Annotated in this window: 17 protein-coding genes; 11 read left to right on the top strand and 6 right to left on the bottom strand. The window is 49.0% G+C overall.

Features of this window, described 5'->3' with window-relative positions:
• Positions 1-43 precede the first annotated feature (43 nt).
• The gene (locus FSB84_RS01125; RefSeq protein WP_130543404.1) at positions 44-502 is read left to right on the top strand and encodes a carboxymuconolactone decarboxylase family protein; all 459 of its coding nucleotides are present in this window, start codon (positions 44-46) and stop codon (positions 500-502) included.
• Positions 503-557: 55 nt separating this feature from the next.
• Here FSB84_RS01125 and FSB84_RS01120 read toward each other — a convergent pair whose 3' ends face one another.
• Together FSB84_RS01120 and rpsT are read right to left on the bottom strand one after the other, a co-directional pair.
• Positions 558-2,288 (bottom strand): M14 family zinc carboxypeptidase, encoded by a 1,731-nt coding sequence (locus FSB84_RS01120; protein ID WP_130543405.1) that lies wholly within the window; start codon positions 2,286-2,288, stop codon positions 558-560.
• Positions 2,289-2,449: 161 nt separating this feature from the next.
• Positions 2,450-2,707, bottom strand: a complete 258-nt coding sequence (gene rpsT / locus FSB84_RS01115) for a 30S ribosomal protein S20 (protein ID WP_130543406.1) — start codon at positions 2,705-2,707, stop codon at positions 2,450-2,452.
• Positions 2,708-3,231: 524 nt separating this feature from the next.
• Here rpsT and FSB84_RS01110 point away from each other — a divergent pair.
• From FSB84_RS01110 to FSB84_RS01100, 3 genes are all read left to right on the top strand, one after another.
• Entirely contained in the window at positions 3,232-5,991 is a 2,760-nt protein-coding gene (locus FSB84_RS01110) for a 2-oxoglutarate dehydrogenase E1 component (RefSeq protein WP_130543407.1), read from the top strand.
• A 41-nt stretch (positions 5,992-6,032) separates the two neighbouring features.
• Positions 6,033-7,283 (top strand): 2-oxoglutarate dehydrogenase complex dihydrolipoyllysine-residue succinyltransferase, encoded by a 1,251-nt coding sequence (gene odhB, locus FSB84_RS01105; RefSeq protein ID WP_130543408.1) that lies wholly within the window; start codon positions 6,033-6,035, stop codon positions 7,281-7,283.
• Between the two features lie 85 nt (positions 7,284-7,368).
• Positions 7,369-8,565 carry an RsmB/NOP family class I SAM-dependent RNA methyltransferase gene (locus FSB84_RS01100; protein ID WP_130543409.1) on the top strand — a complete coding sequence of 399 codons (1,197 nt, stop codon included), beginning with the start codon at positions 7,369-7,371 and terminating at the stop codon, positions 8,563-8,565.
• Positions 8,566-8,603: 38 nt separating this feature from the next.
• Here the strand turns inward: FSB84_RS01100 and FSB84_RS01095 are convergent, their stop codons facing one another.
• Both FSB84_RS01095 and mnmA read right to left on the bottom strand, forming a co-directional pair.
• A complete protein-coding gene (locus FSB84_RS01095) occupies positions 8,604-9,371 on the bottom strand; it encodes a hypothetical protein (RefSeq protein ID WP_130543410.1) in 768 nt (255 codons plus the stop codon).
• 61 nt (positions 9,372-9,432) lie between these two features.
• A complete protein-coding gene (gene mnmA / locus FSB84_RS01090; protein ID WP_130543411.1) occupies positions 9,433-10,539 on the bottom strand; it encodes a tRNA 2-thiouridine(34) synthase MnmA in 1,107 nt (368 codons plus the stop codon).
• Between the two features lie 97 nt (positions 10,540-10,636).
• On the opposite strand from mnmA, the gene FSB84_RS01085 reads away from it, so the two are divergent.
• Both FSB84_RS01085 and FSB84_RS01080 read left to right on the top strand, forming a co-directional pair.
• Entirely contained in the window at positions 10,637-13,222 is a 2,586-nt protein-coding gene (locus tag FSB84_RS01085; protein ID WP_130543412.1) for a M14 metallopeptidase family protein, read from the top strand.
• A 98-nt stretch (positions 13,223-13,320) separates the two neighbouring features.
• The gene (locus tag FSB84_RS01080) at positions 13,321-13,776 is read left to right on the top strand and encodes a single-stranded DNA-binding protein (RefSeq protein ID WP_130543413.1); all 456 of its coding nucleotides are present in this window, start codon (positions 13,321-13,323) and stop codon (positions 13,774-13,776) included.
• Between the two features lie 396 nt (positions 13,777-14,172).
• Here the strand turns inward: FSB84_RS01080 and FSB84_RS01075 are convergent, their stop codons facing one another.
• Positions 14,173-15,465, bottom strand: a complete 1,293-nt coding sequence (locus FSB84_RS01075) for a hypothetical protein (protein ID WP_130543414.1) — start codon at positions 15,463-15,465, stop codon at positions 14,173-14,175.
• An 84-nt stretch (positions 15,466-15,549) separates the two neighbouring features.
• On the opposite strand from FSB84_RS01075, the gene FSB84_RS01070 reads away from it, so the two are divergent.
• On the top strand, positions 15,550-16,428 hold the full coding sequence (locus tag FSB84_RS01070; RefSeq protein ID WP_130543415.1) for a sugar phosphate isomerase/epimerase family protein: 879 nt from the start codon (positions 15,550-15,552) through the stop codon (positions 16,426-16,428).
• A gap of 30 nt (positions 16,429-16,458) precedes the next feature.
• On the opposite strand, the gene FSB84_RS01065 is transcribed toward FSB84_RS01070, so the two are convergent.
• On the bottom strand, positions 16,459-16,875 hold the full coding sequence (locus tag FSB84_RS01065) for a hypothetical protein (RefSeq protein WP_130543416.1): 417 nt from the start codon (positions 16,873-16,875) through the stop codon (positions 16,459-16,461).
• 116 nt (positions 16,876-16,991) lie between these two features.
• On the opposite strand from FSB84_RS01065, the gene FSB84_RS01060 reads away from it, so the two are divergent.
• The 4 genes from FSB84_RS01060 (at position 16,992) to FSB84_RS01050 (ending at position 20,823) form a co-directional block, all read left to right on the top strand.
• Positions 16,992-18,080, top strand: coding sequence for an Ldh family oxidoreductase (locus FSB84_RS01060; RefSeq protein ID WP_130543417.1), 1,089 nt, complete (start codon positions 16,992-16,994; stop codon positions 18,078-18,080).
• A gap of 158 nt (positions 18,081-18,238) precedes the next feature.
• Positions 18,239-19,054, top strand: coding sequence for an amino acid kinase family protein (locus FSB84_RS30895; protein ID WP_225979951.1), 816 nt, complete (start codon positions 18,239-18,241; stop codon positions 19,052-19,054).
• Complete coding sequence (locus FSB84_RS30890) at positions 19,051-19,560, top strand: ACT domain-containing protein (RefSeq protein WP_225979950.1); 510 nt, start codon at positions 19,051-19,053, stop codon at positions 19,558-19,560. Before FSB84_RS30895 ends, FSB84_RS30890 begins: the two co-directional genes overlap by 4 nt.
• Positions 19,561-19,587: 27 nt before the next feature.
• A complete protein-coding gene (locus tag FSB84_RS01050; protein WP_130543419.1) occupies positions 19,588-20,823 on the top strand; it encodes a carboxypeptidase-like regulatory domain-containing protein in 1,236 nt (411 codons plus the stop codon).
• Positions 20,824-20,872 lie beyond the last annotated feature (49 nt).

Below are 20,872 nucleotides of genomic sequence, written 5' to 3'. Positions count from 1 at the left end.
GATGCTTGTTTGTTATTATATCAAACAAGTAAATAATTATCATATGGAACGTATTAGTTATAGCGAATTGCCCAAGGGAGCATACGCTGCACTGGCAGGAATTCAGGGTTTTGTAGATCATTCCGGCCTCGATCATTCCCTGGTCCACCTGATCAAGCTCCGTGTTTCCTATATCAACAGCTGCGCTTATTGCATCGATATGCATTATAAAGATGCGATCGTGGCGGGTGAAGATGCGAAGCGTTTGTATTCCTTACCAGCCTGGAGGGAAACTCCTTACTACACGCCACAGGAACAAGCGGTATTGGAATTTGCAGAAGAGCTCACTTATTTACCCGCCAACAAGAATGCCGATAATATCCACGACGAACTGAACAAATATTACAGCAAGGATGAAATTGGCAAGATAACCATGGCGGTTATTGCCATCAATATGTGGAACAGGTTTGTACGTTCAAACGGACCAAAACCTGGTGTATACCAACCTGGTGATCATAAATAATGTGAGACGCTGTCCAGTCGCACGTTGGGGGATGAGCGGCTGGCAGCCTTGCATGTCATTTCAATACACGGAATACGGGGTATTGCATATGTCCCGGTTCATAGTAAGGTGAATTTTTAAAAATGAAATCGAGTTGCGTGTAAGCGCTTTTCGCAAAGGCCGTATCCACGGCCTTTTTTTCTTCCAGTTTTGTTCTCAGCTCCGGGTGTTCTTTCAGGTAATCTGCTGCCTTGTCTTCAAAAGCATAACTGCTGAATCCTTCTTTCTGCGATAAAATGCCATCGAAGAAATTCCAGGCAAAATAGGAATCCGGCGCATGCGGTTCCAGCACTTCCACCAGGAAACGGTTGCCCGCCTGGTCTAACGGTATATAGTAATCGCCTTTTCGGAAAGTTTTGGTGATGTTGCGGCTGCTGACTTTTACCTCACTATTGTTATGGTGAGATTCGTATGGGCGGGGAGAAGCAGTATAGCTTTCGATACGGTAGGCTTCCACATTCACAGTGCTGTCGTTGGTAAGCCGGCGCATTTTGATATGGTTCAGTTTCAGCAGTTGGATCACTTTCCACCAGCCCTGTGGAATGATATATGCTTTGGGCTTCTCTATCGTGGTCTTGACATTGTATTGATGGAAGTAGGGAATTTCCTTGGTCCAGGGTTGGCTGCGATCGTAATACAAACGGGGCAGTCCGGATACTTCGCTGGTCTTCATACCTGAACCATATCCTTTGTAAGTAACGGGTATGGACACCTGCTTGTCAGCCTCCCAGGCGATAGGGAAGGCAGATTGGGTGATGGTGGACTTTTTCGTTTGTTCCCTGATTGTTTTGATCTGTTCGCTGTGTTTGGATGTGAAGTTGATGAAGCATTGCATGAGCGCATAAGTGGCAGCCACACGTTGCGGATAGCTCTTGAGCATATGTGTTTCCGGCACAAAGGCGAAGCTATGCCAGAGCGTGGCAAAGCCGCTGCTGTAGCGTGGCCCATCGAAATAGGCATTGAGACCTTCTTCCGGAGTTTTACCGGCGAAGTCCACATATGGCACCATTTCAAAATTTCTTTCCTTCATCTCTTTGTATAAGGCTGGCTCGAAAGTCTTGTGCAGGAATTCTCCCATGGCGCCGCCGAGCTTATTATGCTGCGAGCTGAGGAGCGTCATGATATGCTGGTAGTCGGCGCCATTGCTTACGTGATTGTCTACAAAAACATCCGGATCGCAGGCATGGAAGATCTCCGCGAAGGAGCGGGCTTCTTTGGAATCGCATTTGATGAAATCACGATTGAGATCGAGGTTTTGTGAATTGCCGCGGGAACCGAAAGCTGTTGGGCCTTCCTGGTCTACCCGATAGTATTCACTGCGATTGAGGCATCCCCCGATATTGTAAACCGGAATGATGGCAAGCACTACATTGGAAGGCAGTTGATGTTTGCCGGTAATATAGTCGCGGACCAGCAGCATACTGGCGTCGATGCCATCGGGTTCGCCGGGGTGGATGCCGTTATTGATGAGGATAACGCGCTTGTTCTTTTTGAGGAGGCTGGCCAGGTTGGTGTCTTTGTCTTTTGACAGGATCACGAGGTGCAGGGGAAAGCCGGCATCTGTGGGGCCCATGGTGAGCATGCTGACTTCAGCGAACTTTTGATCGAGCTGCTTCCACCAGGCAATGATCTGGGAATAGGTGGGTGTTTCTTTTCCATCAGTTGCTTCAAAAGTTGTAGTGATGGTTTGGCTCATGATCAATTGTGAAATAATACAGGTGACGATGAGTAAAGCAGATTTTCGCATAGTTAACCGGGTTGGACAATAAAAATAGTAAAGCGCTGGAAAGGCGGTGCGGAAAAAATGCCGAAGGGTAGTAAATAGGGAAGGGAAGAGGAGGGGCTGGTGGAAAACGAAAAAGTCCCGCCTTGTCAGCGGGACTGGTATATTAAAATACGTTCGATAGCTTATTTTGCCAGAGTATTCACCTTCTTGGCGAGCTTGCTTTTCAGGTTCGCTGCTTTGTTGCGGTGAATGATGCCTCTTTTTGCGAGCTTGTCGATCATAGATGCCACTTCAGGCAGTTGCTCGCCGGCTTCCTTACCTGTTTTCAATGCCTTCAGGTCACGGATTGCATTGCGGGTGGTCTTTCCGTAATATTTATTTCTTTCGCGACGTTTTGCGGCCTGACGCACATCTTTTTTGGTAGCCTTATGATTTGCCATTTCGTTTCTAAAATTAAGGACGGCAAAGGTAAGAGTTGAAGGGATACTAACCAAACAAGTTTAATAAAAAGTTGTTGGGCTTTTCCCCGGAACCGATCCGGGATTAAGATCCAAACTTCAGATCCTTAGCCATTTACCGGGTGATAAATGAGCGGCAAAGGTAATCAAAAAATGTTGTTCGGGGCAGAAATTTCCTGCCCTTTCTGTGGAACAGTCAACCGGAAACCTTTGGCAGCGGGCGCCTGAAGATTGTACAGCCGTGAAAATGGCCAGGCATTGCATTGTACAATTCGTGGTCAGATCAAACCTGCGTCAAAACTTTCCGCTTTCTGACTTTGTTAATATCGGGGGCATCGATCAGAGCTCCAAATCTGCTGAAATGTCACACCAGCGGCCATTTCAGCCCGCGGCCTGATTATTGCCCTAACTTTAATGCAAAAAATAACCTGATCTCCTGTTAATCAGACCAATCGTGGTTATATTTGTAGCCCGAATTTTAAACATTTAGATTCAACCGCTTCTTCATGAAGGACTTTTCGTATATCACTAACTCTCATCCTGCCTTTATTGAGAGCCTATACCAGGATTTTTTGAAAAACCCAGAAGGTGTAGATCCCGAGTTCAGAAAATTTTTCGAAGGTTTTGATTTTGCTGTAGCTGAAGGTAAAGCCGGCTCTAACGGACACGCTGCCAATGGCGTAGCCACTGAGACAGGAACTGCAGGTGCTGGTATCGACTGGAAGAAAGAAGTCGGTGCATACCGCCTCATCCTCGGTTACCGCAACAAGGGGCATCTCATTGCCAAAACCAATCCTATCCGCCCACGCAAGGATCGCGGCGCCAACCTGGAGTTGTCGTTCTACGGCCTTTCCGATGCGGATCTCGATAAGTCCTTCCAGGCCGGTAACCTTATCGGACTGGGCACTACCACGCTTAAGAACATTCTTGCCCACCTGCAGCAAACCTATGCCAATCACGTGGGCCTCGAATTCAAATACATCAGCGACCAGAAAAAGGTGGACTGGCTCACCAATGAAATGGAAAGGAATTTTGCGAAGCCACTCGGCCTTCCGCAGAAAAAACGCATCCTGGAAAAACTGAACCAGGGCGTTATGTTCGAGAAATTCCTCCATACCAAATATGTTGGTCAGAAAAGATTCTCGCTGGAAGGTGGCGAAACCACCATTCCCGCACTGGATGCCATCATCAACTCCGCTGCAGAAGGTGGTGTACAGGAAGTGGTGATCGGTATGGCGCATCGCGGACGCCTCAATGTACTGGCCAATGTGATGGGCAAAACCTATGAGCAGATCTTCAGCGAATTTGAAGGCACTGCAAAAATGGACCAGACCATGGGCTCCGGCGACGTGAAATATCACCTCGGCTACGGCAGTGAAGTGAATACACCAGACGGCAAAACCATCCACCTTAAACTCATGCCCAACCCTTCCCACCTGGAAGCGGTTGACCCTGTAGTTGTAGGTTTCGCTCGTGCAAAAGCCGATGTGCTTTACGAAAGCGATTACGACAAGATCCTCCCCATCCTGATCCACGGCGATGCCAGTATCGCAGGTCAGGGTGTTGTATATGAAGTGGCCCAGATGAGCGACCTTAAAGGTTACTATACCGGTGGTACGCTTCACTTCGTGATCAATAACCAGATCGGTTTCACCACCGATTTCGATGATGCAAGAAGCTCCGACTACTGTACTTCCCTCGCCGCCATGATCCAGGCCCCGGTGATGCATGTGAACGGAGACGATGCCGAAGCAGTAGTGAAATGCGCAGAGATCGCCATCCGCTACCGCCAGGAATTCAATGAAGATTTCTTCATCGATATGGTGTGCTACCGTAAACATGGTCACAATGAAGGCGATGATCCGAAGTTCACCCAACCCGGACTGTATTCGCTGATCGATAAACATCCCAATCCACGTGAAGTGTATACCAACTTCCTGCTGGAGAATGGTGAGGCCGATGCCAAAGACCTGGCGAAGGAAATGGAAAAGAAATTCTGGAGCGATCTCCAGGAAAGACTGGATGAAGTAAAACAACATCCTCTTCCATATCATTATCAGCAACCTGAGCTCTGGTGGAAGAGCCTGCGTAAGGCAACTCCCGAAGATTTCGATCAGAGCCCTGATACAGCTATCAACCAGGAGAACTTCAAAAAAATATTCGACGCACTCATGACCTGGCCTGCAGACTTCAAGCCACTGAAGAAAGTGGAGAAGATCATCCAGGACAAGATCAAACTATTCACTGAAGAAGGAAAAGTGGATTGGGCCACAGCCGAGCTTCTTGCCTACGGAAGCCTGCTGGTGGATGGCAACGATGTTCGCATGAGCGGACAGGATGTTTGTCGCGGTACTTTCTCTCACCGTCATGCTGTACTGAGAGATGAGAATACCGATCAGTCATACAGCCGTCTCAGCAATATCCCCGGCGCTACCGGAAAATTCAGGATCTACAATTCCCTGCTCAGCGAATACGCTGTGCTTGGTTTCGAATACGGCTACGCGTTAGCCAATCCCAACAGCCTCGTGCTCTGGGAAGCGCAGTTCGGAGATTTCAGCAATGGCGCACAGACCATGATCGACCAGTTCATCTCTGCCGGTGAGCAGAAATGGAACCGCATGGACGGTGTGGTGATGCTGCTGCCCCACGGATATGAAGGACAGGGCCCCGAGCACAGTTCCGCCCGTATGGAGCGTTTCCTGGCAATGGGCGCTGAACTGAATATGGTACTGACCAATATCACTACCGCTTCCAACTTCTTCCACGCGATGCGCAGGCAACTGGCATGGCCATTCCGCAAACCATGGATCAACTTCGCTCCCAAGGCAAACCTGCGTCACCCCGGCACTTATTCCAAAATGGATGAGTTCCTGAACGGAGGATTCAGGGAAGTGATCGATGATACCTTTGTGAATGCAGATGAAGTAACCAAAGTGCTGTTCTGCAGTGGAAAGATCTACTACGATCTCCTGGACCGTCAGCAGAAAGAAGGTAAGAAAGATACGGCCATCATCCGCCTGGAGCAATTGTATCCGCTGCCACTGAAACAACTGGAAGCCCTGTATGCGAAATATAGCAAGGCTACCTGGTTCTGGGTTCAGGAAGAGCCGCTGAACATGGGCGCGGCCAGCTTCCTGAAAATGAACCTGACCAGCATCAACTATGGTGTGATCAGCCGTCAGCCAAGTGCGGCTACTGCTACCGGTTATGCCAAAGTGCATGCACAGGAACAGGCAGAGATCATCGATACAGCCTTTTCAATTTGATTGATCAACACTACAGATACAGATAATACGAAACAAATTTTATGATCGATATTAAAGTTCCTACAGTAGGCGAATCTATCAGTGAAGTAACCCTTTTGAAATGGGTGAAGAAAGACGGGGATTATGTAGAGAGAGACGAAGTGATTGCAGAGCTGGAAAGCGAGAAAGCTACTTTTGAAGTAAATGCCGAGAAAGCAGGTGTACTTAAAACCGGAGGCGCTGCCGAAGGTGATACCCTGAAGATCGGAGACGTGCTGGCCACCATCGATGAAACAGCTGCGAAGCCAGAGAAGGCCGAAGCGCCCGCTGCTGCTGCTTCCAACGGAAAAGCTGCTGAAGCTGCTGCTCCCAAAAAAGAAGCTGCTCCTGCACAAAGCGCTGCTCCTGTTGCATCTGTTCCCAATGATATCAAGGCTACTCCTGTTGCAGCTGCGATCATTGCCGACAAAAAAGTGGACCCCAAGTCTGTTACGCCTACCGGCTACCAGGGAAAGATCATAAAAGACGATGTGCTGGCAGCCCTCAGCAATCCCGGAAAAGTTACCGGAGGCAAGGCGCTGTTCAACCGCGATAAGAGAAGTGAAAAAATGAGCCAGCTGCGTAAGACCATCTCACGCAGACTGGTAGAATCAAAGAATACAACCGCCATGCTCACCACTTTCAATGAAGTGGACATGACCAATATCATGGCGATCCGTACCAAATACAAAGACAAGTTCAAGGAAATCCATGGCGTGGGCCTCGGTTTCATGAGCTTCTTCTCCAAAGCATGTTCCATTGCATTGCAGGAATGGCCTGCGGTGAATGCTTATATCGATGGCGACCAACTGGTGTATCATGATTATGCCGATATTTCCATCGCTGTATCAACACCCCGCGGTCTCACTGTGCCGGTTATCCGCAATGTGGAAAGCCTCAGCATGGCTGATATCGAAAAGAAAGTGATTGAACTGGCTGGTAAAGCCAAAGACAATAAACTCACAATGGAAGAGCTCCAGGGCGGAACCTTCACCATCACCAATGGTGGCGTGTTCGGTAGCCTGATGAGCACACCTATCATCAATCTTCCTCAGTCTGCTATCCTGGGTATGCACAAGATCCAGGAGCGCCCCATGGCCATCAATGGTCAGGTGGTGATCAGGCCGATGATGTACGTAGCTTTGAGCTATGATCACAGGATCATCGATGGTCGTGAGTCTGTAAGCTTCCTGGTTCGCGTGAAGGAGTTGCTGGAAAATCCTGAGCAGCTGCTGATCGGAAGAGATCCTGTGAAGAGCTTGCTGGAACTGTAAGTTTTATAGAGATAGTAAAGATAATCGAAGGCGGAGCTGCGAAGCTTCGCCTTCTTTTTTAAAATAGCATAGTACTTTTGCATCCATGAGGTATTACTCACATCTCCAATCCGCCCGGCAGATCATTGAAGGCTATAACGGAAAAGAGCCTTTCCACCGGTACATCCGTACCTTCTTTGCGCAACATAAGAAATTCGGGAGCCGCGACAGGAAGCAGATCTCCGGATTGTGCTACGCTTACTGGCGGTTGGGAGGCTCATTGAACACGCTTTCTATTGATGACAGAATACTTGCAGGACATTTTCTCTGCGTCAATCCTTCTTCAGAAAATGCTTCCGATCCCGTTCTTGAACAACTCAAACCGGAATGGAATACAGCACTGCATCTCAGCATCGCTGAAAAATTCACATCGATCACCGGCGATACCGATGCCTGGGATAAAGCGGGCACAGCTATCTTCCCCTGGCTGGATCAACTCAGTGAGCCCATCGATCCAAAACAATTCACGGCATCTTTCTTCATACAACCTGATCTCTTCTTGCGCGCGAGGCCGGGAAAAGAGAAACAGGTAGCCGATAAACTCACAAAAGCAGCAATCAGTTTTCAACATATTCCACCTACTGCTTTTGCAATGCCCAATAGCTCAAAGATCGATGAGGTGATCAAACTCAATACTGAAGCGGTTGTGCAAGACCTTAGTTCACAACAAGTGCAGGAGCTCATTCAGCTGGTGCCTTCCACACCGGCTGGTATCAGGCTATGGGATTGCTGTGCAGGGAGTGGAGGGAAAACCATTTTGGCTTTTGATACTTTCAAAAAGCTGACCATAACAGTATCGGACAAACGAGAACCGATACTGGTCAATCTGGCTAAAAGATTCAATGAAGCGGGGATCGGGCAATACCAGTCGTTACTGGCAGATATGGCTATTGGCAGCGGACGTAATCCTTCCAAATACAATTACGATCTCATCATTGCGGATGTTCCCTGCAGCGGTTCAGGCACCTGGGGCAGAACGCCGGAATGGTTGCATTTCTTCGATCCTGCTGCTATCGATACTTATAGCGCATTGCAGAAAAAGATCGTGATCAACGCGGCCCCGCATGTGGCGGATAACGGCTACTTCCTTTATATCACCTGCTCTGTTTTCAGGAAGGAAAATGAAGAAGTGGTAGAGCATATCCAGGCCAATACCGGGCTGGAACTGGTGAAAATGGAAGTGCTGAAGGGATATCACCGGAAGGCGGATACCATGTTTGCCGCTCTCTTCAAAAGGCCATAGGAACAGCGCAGGATTTTGGCAATGCCGGGTTTGCTTTTTTAGTTATGTCCTGTAATAGAAAGTTTGATGCCGAAACCTGTTTTGAACGCAGGCTTGTCGCCATTCTTCGGCTGATATTCCCACATGATGGTTTCGCGGCTCACGAGGCCGATGCCTTTCGCGTAGGTTTCTGTGGAGTAGTTGCGATAGCCGATGAGGTCTGGTTCCGTAACAGGTGCATTCTGTGAATCACCCACCTGGAAAACAGTAACTGTATTGGCGTAGTCCACATCTTCAATGGTAACAGGCTGGTCAACATTTTCATAAATGTATTCCCAGTCGCGCATATTTCCATCATTGCTGAACTGGTATCTTGGCGCCAGCGGATGCAGTGGGAGCAGGGCATTGCCGTACCATGACAATCCTTCTTTTACAGGGAGTTTGAGTTTTGTATAGGTAAGATTGTCTTCCAGTACTTTCAGGCCATCATTGAGAACAGTAACCTGGTATGCGATCTGGGGCGTCCAGCTTTCTTCGTTGGTATTGCCCCAGGGACGGTAGTAACGAATGATGCGCCAGGTATTGGGTTCACCACCTTCGAGTTTGGCGTCCACCACATCTTTGGCTTCGTAGCTGACGATGATCTCGTTCTGACCGAACTCGGTGAAGCGGAGTGAGTCCATCTTATAAGTGACATACTTTCCCGGGGAAAGGATCATATAATCAGAAACCAGGTCAGTCTTGTAATCTTCCTTTTTGTCGCAGTTGCTGAGCAGTACGGAGGCCGGAACAGCCAGCAGAGCCAGCAGTTTGATACATTTTTTCATACAAAACCAGTTAGTTACTGTTATCTATCCAACGAATTTACGTAGGAATTATTGCTTTGGATCAGAGCAGATGGCTTCTTTGAATGATGCCGCCACCGATCACATCATCGCCTTCGTAGAAAACAGCGCTTTGTCCGGGAGCCACACCTTTGGCATCTTCATAAAAACGAACGAGCACGCCATTCTCATGAGTGTAGAGGTTGGAGGTGGTACCACGGTCTTTGTACCGGATACGCGTAGTGGCTTCCATTCCATCGGTTACACCATCGTACTTGAGCCAGTTGATCTTGCTCACGATCATCTCCTGACGGCTCAGATCATTTTCTTCGCCCAGCATCACCGTATTGGTTTCAGGGATGATATTGGTTACATACATGGGTTTACCGAAAGTAACATCAAGCCCTTTTCTTTGCCCGATAGTATAGAAAGGATAGCCTTTATGTTGTCCGAGAATATTTCCTTCTTTGTCAACGAAATTACCGCCGGCAACTTTTTCTTCCAGTCCGTTCACTCTGCGTTTGAGGAAGCCGCGATAATCATTATCGGGAACGAAACAAATTTCATAGCTCTCTGCTTTTTTGGCCAGCTCCGGGTATCCGTAATCGTGAGCCATCTGGCGGATCTCCGTTTTGTGGTATTTACCGAGCGGCAGGAGGGTGCGGCTCAGCAGGTCCTGCTGCAGGCCCCAGAGTACATAGCTTTGATCCTTGGTATCATCAACGCCTTTACTGATATAGTGGCGGCCATTGGTATGCTGATTGATCACGCCGTAGTGACCGGTAGCGATGAAATCGCAATCCATGGCATCGGCTCTTTTCAGGAGTGCGCGCCATTTGATATGGGTATTGCACATCACGCAGGGATTGGGCGTGCGGCCTGCGAGGTATTCATCAACAAAATTCTCGATCACAAAATCACCGAACTCTTCACGGATGTCCAGCACAAAATGTGGAAACCCATGTTGCACCGCAGCCATGCGGGCATCATTGAAGCTGTCGAGGTTGCAACAGCCGGTTTCTTTTTTACCATTACCACCACTGCTGGCATAGTCCCATGTTTTCATGGTGATGCCAACCACTTCATAACCTTCGTGGTGTAACATGAGCGCAGCCACGGTACTGTCGATACCGCCGCTCATAGCCACCAGAACTTTTCCTTTCCTGCTCATAATTATTAAAATAGAACGTGCAAAGATACAAATGACGGGGGAGCTGGTTGGTAACTTTTATGTAATTTCCCCTGACAGTTCCCCAAAACCATTGTATATGAGAAAATTACTATCTATTTCGATGATAGCAATGCTGGGCTTTCTGCCATTTGCCGGCAAGGCCCAGGACATCACCTTATCTTATTATCTTCCTGATTCTGTGCAGTATAACCCTGCCATTCCCAAACCGAAGGACATTATTTACCACGAACCGGGCGAATGGCATGTAACCCACGATCGCCTCGTGAATTACATGAAAGCGCTGGCCGCGGCCGCGCCGGACCGGATCAAGCTGGAAACCATGGGATTCAGCTATGAACAACGTCCGCAGGTACTGCTCATCATCACTTCTCCAAAGAACCACCGCAACCTGGAAGCGATCCGCCAGCAGCACGTTCAGCTGACCGATCCTTCAAAGTCGGCCTCTCTTAACACGAATGATATGCCGATTGTTGTGTACGTGGGTCATTCCATTCACGGCAATGAACCCAGCGGCGCCAATGCTGCCCTTCTCAGCGCTTATTATCTCGCCGCCGGTCAGGGACCGAAAGTGGAGGAGTTGCTGGACAATGTAGTGGTGCTTTTCGATCCCAGTTTCAATCCCGATGGATTGCAACGCTTCTCCACCTGGGTGAACCAGCATAAAAGCAAGAACCTGGTTACCGATCCCAATAGCCGTGAGTTCAATGAAGTGTGGCCCGGAGGAAGGTTCAATCATTACTGGTTCGATCTGAACCGCGACTGGCTCCCGGCAGTACACGTGGAAAGCCAGAACCGTCTCGGTTGGTTCCATGCCTGGAAACCGAATATCCTTACAGACCATCATGAACAGGGCAGCAATGCTTCCTTCTTTTTTCAACCCGGCGTTCCCAGTCGGGTGAATCCGCTCACGCCTGCAAAGAACCAGGAGCTGACAGCCAAACTCGGTAAGTTCCATGCAGCTTACCTCGACAGGATCGGCAGTTTGTATTTCACCAAAGAGAGCTATGATGATTTCTATTATGGTAAAGGCTCCACCTATCCCGATGTGCAGGGATGCATCGGAATCTTATTTGAACAAGGTTCTTCAAGAGGCCACGCACAGCAAACCATCAATGGCGTGCTTCGTTTTCCTTTTACGATCCGCAACCAGTTTGTGACCACCTTGTCTACACTGGAAGGAGCGAAGGCATTGAGAAAAGAATTCCTGGATTATCAGCGTGATTTCTACAAAAGCGCTGTCAGTGAAGCGGCTACCGCTCCGGTGAAAGGATATGTTTTTGGCGATGCTGAAGACCCCGTTCGTTCAGCCATTTTTGCGGAGATGCTGCTGCGTCACCAGATCGAAGTGTATTCGCTGAACAATGATATGAGTGCAGATGGTTACAAATTCGAGAAAGGGAAAGCTTACCTGGTGCCCGCCAATCAGCCACAGACAAGGCTGATACATGGCATATTCGATAAGACACTAACGTATAAGGACAGCCTTTTTTACGATATCACGGCCTGGACCATGCCGCTTGCCTTCGGATTGCCCTATGCCGAGCTGGATGCTGCAAAGATTGCATCGGCACAGCGCGGCGCGCGCATCACTACAGCTGAAGCGCCGAAAGGAAAAATAACCGGCGGCAGCAGCAACTACGCGTATCTCTTTCCCTGGGATGGATTCTATGCACCCCGTGCATTGTACGAATTGCAGGAAGCCGGGATCCTTACCAAAGTGAGCACTACCAATTTCGAGATAGAGACCGGCAATGGGCCTAAGCAGTTCCACTATGGTACTATCATTGTTCCGGTAGGACTGCAACGCATCACATCACAGCAACTGGCAGGCATCATGCAATCCATTGCTGAAAAGAACGGTCTTGAGATCACTGCTGTTAACACCGGCAATGTGATCAGTGGCAGTGATCTGGGAAGTGGGAAGATGGCTCCAGTATCGCAGCCGCGCATCGCGATGCTCACAGGCACCGGCGTGAGCGCAACCGATGCGGGCGAGATCTGGCACCTGTTGGACCAGCGCTTCAATATTCCCGCCACACATTTGGAGATCCCGATGTTCAACCGCATCGATCTCAATAAATACAATACCATCATCATGCCTCCCGGCAACTATAACGATCTCAACAAAGACAAACTGAAAAGCTGGGTGCAGGGTGGCGGTACATTGATCCTTACAGAAGAAGCAGTGCAGTGGGCGGCCAACAATGGTCTTACCACTGTCAGTTTCAAGAAAGCAAAGGAAGATACTTTGAAAAGTGGCGCCTATGCAGAGCGTGAATTCCGCGATGGTGCGCAACGCATGGCAGGCGCTATCTTCAGGGCCAGCGTGGATCTCAGTCATCCTCTTGCTTACGGTTACCATCACCCGACAGTAGATCTTTTTAAGAGTAATGGAGTTTTTCCCGAAAAAAATAAGAACCCTTATGCCACTCCTTACGTATATGGTAACAAACCATTGCAAAGTGGCTTTATTACACGGGAGAATTATGAGCTCTTGAAGAACTCCGGTGCGGTACTGGTCAATTCATCGGGAACAGGGAGGATCATCTCCATTGCAGACAATCCTGTTTTCAGGGCTTACTGGCTGGGAGGTACCAAACTCTTTCTGAATGCGATCTTCTTCGGAAGGAATATTGATGCAGCCGCTGCGCGTAACGAATAGTTTTCCCCACATCGTTCACCTGTATTGCTGCGCAGGAGAGATGGTGTAAATTGCCGCTTTAATAGAAACTATTTAAGTACGCAGCTAAACTCATCATTATGATTAAACTTCAGGTTATAGGCAATCTTGGCAAAGATTGCGTGACGAACACAGTGAACGGAAAAAATGTCATCAACTTCAACGTAGCGCATACAGAAAAATTCAAGGATGCCCAGGGCAACCAGAAAGACAAGACCATCTGGGTGGATTGTGCTTACTGGACAGAACGCACCGGTATCGCTCCTTACCTCCGCAAAGGCACACAGGTGTATGTGGAAGGCACTCCAGAAGTACGCACATACCCGAAGAATGATGGCACAACCGGTGCTTCACTCACGCTCCGTGTACTGAGCGTGCAACTGCTCGGTGGCCGTGCTGAAGGCGGTGAAGGTGGCGGATACAATGCAGGTAACAGCGGCTATAACAGTGGCGGCGGTTACAATGCAGCTCCAGCGCAGACTGCCAGCGCTCCGGCAGCAGGTGGAAATGAAAGCTACGATGACCTGCCATTTTAATTGATTGGAATTATTTTTTGATAGACCCCGGTTGTGAAAGCTGCCGGGGTTTTTTATTGCAGTTCGCGCGAAGGGGTATTTGCGCTCAGGGGTTTTGAAAGCTGTCTGGAAAACAAACCGGCGCGGGAGGATGTATGATGGGCTTTGGTTGGTTGGATGGGGATGTAGGAATACTATTGGGGTTTATCGCTTATGTTTTCAAGGCCAGCTATTCAATACACCCTTCGCTTGATGGGTTGGAGGTGCGGCAGGGTAGGTGCAGGATGCGGAAGAAAATATGTGCAGTATGTTAATCAATAGCGCCGGATCAATTGGCATGCATTCTTTCAGGCATTCATTGTGCTGGCGAGGAATTTATGAAGGAGCCGCGGTTAGGTTTTGTTTGAGGGATGAAAATTATTCGGCTTCATATCTTTTTACAATTGCTTCTATGTCGGCACGGGTGACTGGCTTTTGCTGGTTGTTCAGGTTGATGACGAAGAACAGGCCCTTACTACCGGGGGTAGCCGAAAATGTACTGACGAGGTTGTATTGCTCGCTGATGAGCAGGCGTCCGTTGCTGATGTTCCAGAGCTCTTTGGCACAGAGGCAGCCCATGGTGGGCGTGAGCGGGTAGTAGGGTTTGTCTTTGAAGTATTCGGGATTGATGGTGGTGCCGTGGGCGATGATCTCTGTGCGGCCGATTTTTCCTGCGTTGAAGACCTCCTGCATGGGCGCATAGCCGGCCCAGTTAGAGGGCATCAGCTGGTTGTACATGGCCTCGACGTTGCGGGTGCTGTCCCAGGGAATGCTGTCGGGCGTTTGGAAGTATTGCTGCCAGCGGCCTTCATAGGGCATGGTCAGTTGAAAATTGGGTGTGGGGCCGATGAGTTGGTTTCGGGAAACGGCGCCGCCCTGTATGCTGTATACGCCCTGGGGTGTACTGCCATTGGTGATGAAGTATGGCAGGTTGGAGGCGGAGCGCGCCAGTTGCTCAAAGATCATCAGGCGGCCATCGGGATGACGCGCAAAACGGCCATCTGCATATTGAACGATGGCAAGACCCGGGTAATCGCGGTTCCAGCGTTGAAGTGAATAGATCACTTTGCGCTTTGCATTCCGGTTGTGGCGGAAGAGGGATGCGAGATCTGGAATATTGGTGATCAGTTGCTGGTTTCGGAAGTTGATGAATTTTTCCAGCTCCGACAAGAGGGGAATGGTATCGTAGCCGGGGAATTGTTCCACCATCGAGATCTTGATGAGATTGCCGTTGTTGATGCTGCTGTCGTTACGGAAAAGATACGCAGCGCTCATCGCAAAGAGTTTGGGAAAAACAGCGTTGGATAAGGTTGTATTTACTTCGGTTAAAAATTCATCAGGGTAAACAGCATAGACGGCTTCCAATAAAGCACGGCGTGTATCGTATTCGAGTTGCTGATAGCGGTTGAATAATTTTTGCAGTCCTGCTTTGATGGAATCGCCGGTTAGCTGGTATTGTGAGATGGCATTGCAGGCTGATTCGAAGCGGTATTCATTTGAGCTGTCGGGCTCCATCGCGAAAGTATTGGCCACTACGCGCTGACGTAATTCGTGATCGAACTTCATGCGTTTGTCGTAGGTGACGAAGCTGCTGAAAATGTCTTCGCGCCTTTGTTGCGCCACACTTTCAGCGGTACTGATCAATAGGATGATGACTGCCCATATTTTCATGATACAAATGTAATGGTTCAGATTCATCATGTAAATGTGTAAAAAGAACGTATCTTAACAACTTCATACTAAACCGATTTAGCGATGCAAAGAATGTTTGTTACCCTGGCAGTATCCTCACTGATGATGCTGTTTGTTCATTGCGGCGATCAGGCTGCCAAACCAACGGACACCACTATGAATGCAAATGCAACTGATTCCGTGACCTCACAATGGAAGCTGGGCGTTCAGTTCTGGACATTCCATTTGTTCCCTTTCACCACTGCTGTTGAAAAAGCCGACAGCGCCGGTATCAAATTCATTGAAGCCTATCTCGGGCAACCCATCGGTGGGGATTCCAAAGACACACTGAATATCCGCCTCTCAGCTGAAGGCCGTCAGAAAGTGAGATCCATCCTGGCCGCCAAAGGCATTACCATGGTGGCTTTCGGGGTAGTGGTGCCGCAATCTGAAGAGGACTGGAAGCAAACCTTCGAGTTGGCAAAAGACCTGGGCGTGCAATACATCACGTCAGAGCCGAAGAAAGAACATCTTCATTTAGCAGATAGTCTTGCAGGCGCCTATAATATTCCAATTGCCATTCATGATCACCCATACCCCAATGCTTATGCGCATCCTGATTCCGTGATCAATGCAATGAAAGGTCATCCCAATTTATATGCCTGCGCCGATGTAGGCCACTGGGCGAGAAATGGACTGGATGTGGTGGAATGCCTGAAAAAACTGGAAGGCCGCGTGATCGGATCACATCTGAAAGACATCGTTACCTTCAATGATACCAAAGCTGCGGATACGCTTCCCGGTAAGGGCGTGATCAAGTTCCCTGAAGTGTTTGCCGAGTTCAAACGCCAGAACTTCAAAGGTATGTTCAGTATCGAGCATGAGAGCAACTGGCTGAACAATACGCAGGATGTGAAAGAGATCGCAGATTTCTTCCATACGCAGGTGAAAGCGTTGAAGTAACATTGTTTAAAATATTTAGTCAAGGACCTCCTACTTTGCCGTGAATTGAAGCTGGTCAGCTTTATCACGGGAAAATACCTGGGAGGTCTTTGTTGTTTTATTATACAGGAACAAATAATTGTGCGTCTGTCCTGCAAACAGGAGATCCGCTCCTGTAGACACTTTCAGGGAATCCCCGTAATGGAAGGTAATTTGTTGTGCTGGTTCTTTGTACATAACCTTCAATGTTTCGGAATAACTTACATGAAGCAGCATCACCAGGTAGATGAACAAGAAAAAAGGGAGCATGTGAACAAAGCTGGTTCTGATCTTTCGCTTCAATAAATAATCTGCAAGCAGGAAATAGCCTGTTGTAAAAATCAGATGTAACAGCATTACATAAGGAGCCGACTTCAGCAGCAGGTCTGCCTTTACTGAGAAGATATTTAAAGTAGAAGGAGAGCGCATAATAATGGGATTGTTATAAAGGTTATTTTAAATATATGTCTTACGGGTTGAATAACCCCGGGAAAGCTTTTCCAATAAATCAATAACTTGCCCTTCTTTTTACCAATATCTCTTCTATGGCAGAAAGGATCTATTCATACCAGCACTTGCTTCATTTTACGCAGAATGTATTCAAACAGATCGGATGCAGTGAAGAACATGCAGCAACGGCTGCAAAGGTTTTGCTGAGTGCAGATCTGCGTGGTGTGGATTCACACGGAGTAGCGAGGCTTACCGGGTATGTTCGTTTGTGGGAAGCGAAGCGCGTGAATGCAAAGCCTGATATCCGTATCGTTCATGAAACACCCAGCACGGCGGTGGTGGATGGAGACAGTGGCCTTGGTCTGGTAGTAGCGCCATACGCGATGCAGGTGGCTATCGATAAAGCAAAGAATGTGGGAACCGGATGGGTGAGTGTGGAAGGCAGCAATCATTTCGGCATTGCAGGCTATCATGGAATGATGGCGCTGGAGCACGATATGATCGGTATCGCCATGACCAATGCCAGTCCATTGGTGGCGCCTACCTTCTCTTCTGAAAAATTGCTCGGTACCAATCCGATCTGCGTGGCCATTCCCGCAGGAAAGGAATTTCCTTTTGTTGCCGACCTCGCTACCACTACTGCAGCCAATGGCAAACTGGAGATCCTGCAACGCAAGAACCTGGATACACCCTTGGGATGGGTACAGGATGCAAACGGACAACCCACTACCAATGCACATGCGCTGAAATCAGGCGGGGCGCTGCTTCCGTTGGGTGGCGACAGAGAGCATGGAAGTCATAAAGGCTATGCGCTGGGCGCGATGGTTGATATTTTTTGCGGCGTGCTTAGCGGCGCCAACTACGGTCCCTGGGTGCCGCCATTCCCGGCCTATGTGCCTATGCCGCAATCCATGCCCGGCAAGGGGATCGGTCATTTCTTCGGCGCCATGCGCGTGGATGCGTTCAGGCCGGCATCGGAGTTTAAAGAGAATATGGACAACTGGCTGCATCGATTCCGCAGCGCCAAACCCATTGAAGGGGAGGAGAAAGTGCTGGTGCCCGGCGATCCCGAGCGTGAGATGGAGCAAAGCCGGATGGAGCACGGCATCCCGCTGCTGGAGCCTGTTGCGGAAGACCTGCAGCAACTGGCCGCAAAACTGGGGATCAGTTTTGAGCTGCAGTAACAGAAAACGAATAATTGTTAGTCACTAAATAGTGGGGAACTGTTCCATAATATCTTCCCAACCTTTATCTTTGCGCCTGCCTGAAATTCAGAGCAGGCGTAATTTTTACATCCATTCAAAACCAAAACCCGCGTAGAAGCGGAACAAGAGAGGGTAACATGAAAGTAATGAAGTTTGGTGGCACGTCAGTAGGCAAACCAGAGCGCATGCACCAGGTTGCTCAACTGATCACTAAAGATGCAGAGCCCACCATCGTTGTACTGAGCGCACTCAGTGGAACTACCAATGCACTGGTAGGTATAGGAGAATCAATGGCAGCAGGAAACCGCGAAGAAGCCAAACAGAAGATCGATACACTGGAAGCACATTACAAACAATTCATTCCTCAGCTTGTCAAGACCAGCGCTGCGCAAACCAAAGCGCAGCAAATTATCGGCGAACATTTCGAATTCCTCAATATCATCCTGAAAATCTCCTTCAGTGAAGCACTGAGCAAAGACATCCTCGCTCAGGGCGAACTGTTAAGCACGAAACTTTTCAGCGTTTATCTCGAAGAGCAAGGCATTCCGCATTCACTGCTCCCTGCACTCGAGTTCATGAGCATCGACATCCATGAAGAGCCCCAGCTGTCCGCTATCCGTCCAAAACTGATGGCATTGCTGGACCAGCACAAAGACAAAAAGCTTTTCATCACACAAGGTTATATCTGCCGTAACGCCAGGGGCGAAGTGGATAACCTCAAACGCGGAGGAAGCGATTATACTGCTTCCCTCGTTGCTGCTGCTGCCAATGCATCTGTCTGCGAGATCTGGACAGATATCGATGGTATGCACAACAATGATCCCCGCGTGGTGAAGAAGACCGTGGCCATCGAGCAACTGAGCTTCGAAGAAGCAGCCGAGCTGGCGTATTTCGGAGCCAAGATCCTGCACCCACCTGTATCTGGCCTGCGCAGCAGGAGAAGGTTCCGGTGAAACTGCTCAACACCATGCAGCCCGATGCGGCTGGCACTGTGATCACACAGGAAGCCGGTTCTGTAGGCGTGAAAGCTGTAGCGGCAAAAGATGGCATCGTCGCCATCAATATCAAGAGCAGTCGCATGTTGCTGGCCTATGGCTTCCTGCGCAAGATCTTCGAGGTATTTGAAAAGTACCGCACTCCAATAGATATGATCACCACTTCAGAAGTAGCCGTGTCTGTTACTATAGACAGCGGCGCACATCTGAAAGCCATTGTGAAAGAACTGGAACCATTCGGCACCATCGAAGTGGAAACGGACCAGACCATCATTTCCGTGGTGGGTAATGAGATCGCGCAAACTCCTGATGTACTAAGCAAGCTGTTTGATGCACTCAGGCCCGTTACCGTTAGTATGGTAAGCTATGGTGGCAGTAAGCACAATGTGAGCATTTTGGTGCCATCATCTTACAAAACTCAAACGTTACAACTGCTGAACAAAGGTCTGTTTGGTTTGGAATAGCGTCAGCGTTGTGCGTTGCGCAACCATATGAAGTTAACTGCTCTACTTGCATTATGCCTTAGCCTCGTCCTCTCTGCATTTGCACAGGACAGGAACCGTATTGCCGGTACCATTCTCAACAACAGCACTGGGCAGCCGGTGCCGAATGCCAGTGTATTTATCAATGGTACATCCAAAGGCACGGTGTCCCGGTCGGATGGCGGATTTGAATTGACCGGTATCAATAAGGGCAGCTTCGAACTGGTGGTTTCTTCAGTGGGTTTTCAAACACTCGTACTTCAATTGTCCTCCGATACATTACCCATCGCAATTGAGCTCAGGCTGCAGCCGCGTATGCAGGAGCTGGAGTCTGTTACCGTGATGCCCTGGGAAAGGGGCAGCTGGAAGAAATATGGCAGAACATTCATTGAAGGATTCATAGGAACATCGGCGGCTGCGCAGGACTGTGAGATCAGGAACAAGAAAGCCCTGCGCTTCCGCTATGCTTCCAAAGCAAAGGTGTTGGAAGTGATGGCCGATGAACCGCTCATCATCGAGAACAAAGCGCTTGGATATCGCATCACTTACCAACTGGAAGGCTTTACGCGCAACTGGAAATTGCGCACAGTGGTATTCACCGGTTACTCTTTCTTCGAGGAATTGCAGGGCAACCCGCAAAAGCAACAGGAATGGAAAGAGAAGCGGAAGCAGGTATATAAGGGCTCGCTGATGCACTTCATACGAAGCCTGTACAATGACCGGCTATCCCAGGACAGCTTTGAAGTTCGCCGTCTTCGCAAAGTGCCCAACGTGGAAAAGCTCAGGATCCAGAAGCTCAACGAAATGGAAAAACAGCACAAGATCGTGCAAGGCGGTCGCATCAGTTTTCCCACGCAGGGCAAAGTGCAGAAAGACAGTCTCAATTACTTCCAGCAGATATTGAAACAGGATGATTCACTCGCATTGATCGGCAAATACCTCCTGAATGCCGACAGCCTTATCACTACCGGCATCGATTCCACGAAGACCATCTTCTTCCAGGATTATCTCCAGGTGGTGTACAGAAAAGCGCAGGAAGAAAAAGAATATCTCTACGATTATCGCATTTTCAGACCAGCGGGTTTTCAGAAATCATTGATCCGTTTGACGCCGGCATTACCCATAGTGATCCAGCGCAGCGGTCTATTCTTTCCGCCACAGAATGTTTTCACCATCGATTACTGGGGTTGGAGCGAAAAGGTTTCGCATATGCTTCCCTGGGATTATCAGCCTGACCGGCTATAGGGTAGTTGGTCTATCCGCATGATGCTTCGCCGGAGGCGAGCGGCTGGCG

It is taken from the genome of Pseudobacter ginsenosidimutans (assembly GCF_007970185.1).
GTDB lineage: Bacteria > Bacteroidota > Bacteroidia > Chitinophagales > Chitinophagaceae > Pseudobacter > Pseudobacter ginsenosidimutans.
The sequence above is the reverse complement of the archived record's forward strand: the minus strand, read 5'-3'. Positions and strand labels throughout refer to the sequence as shown.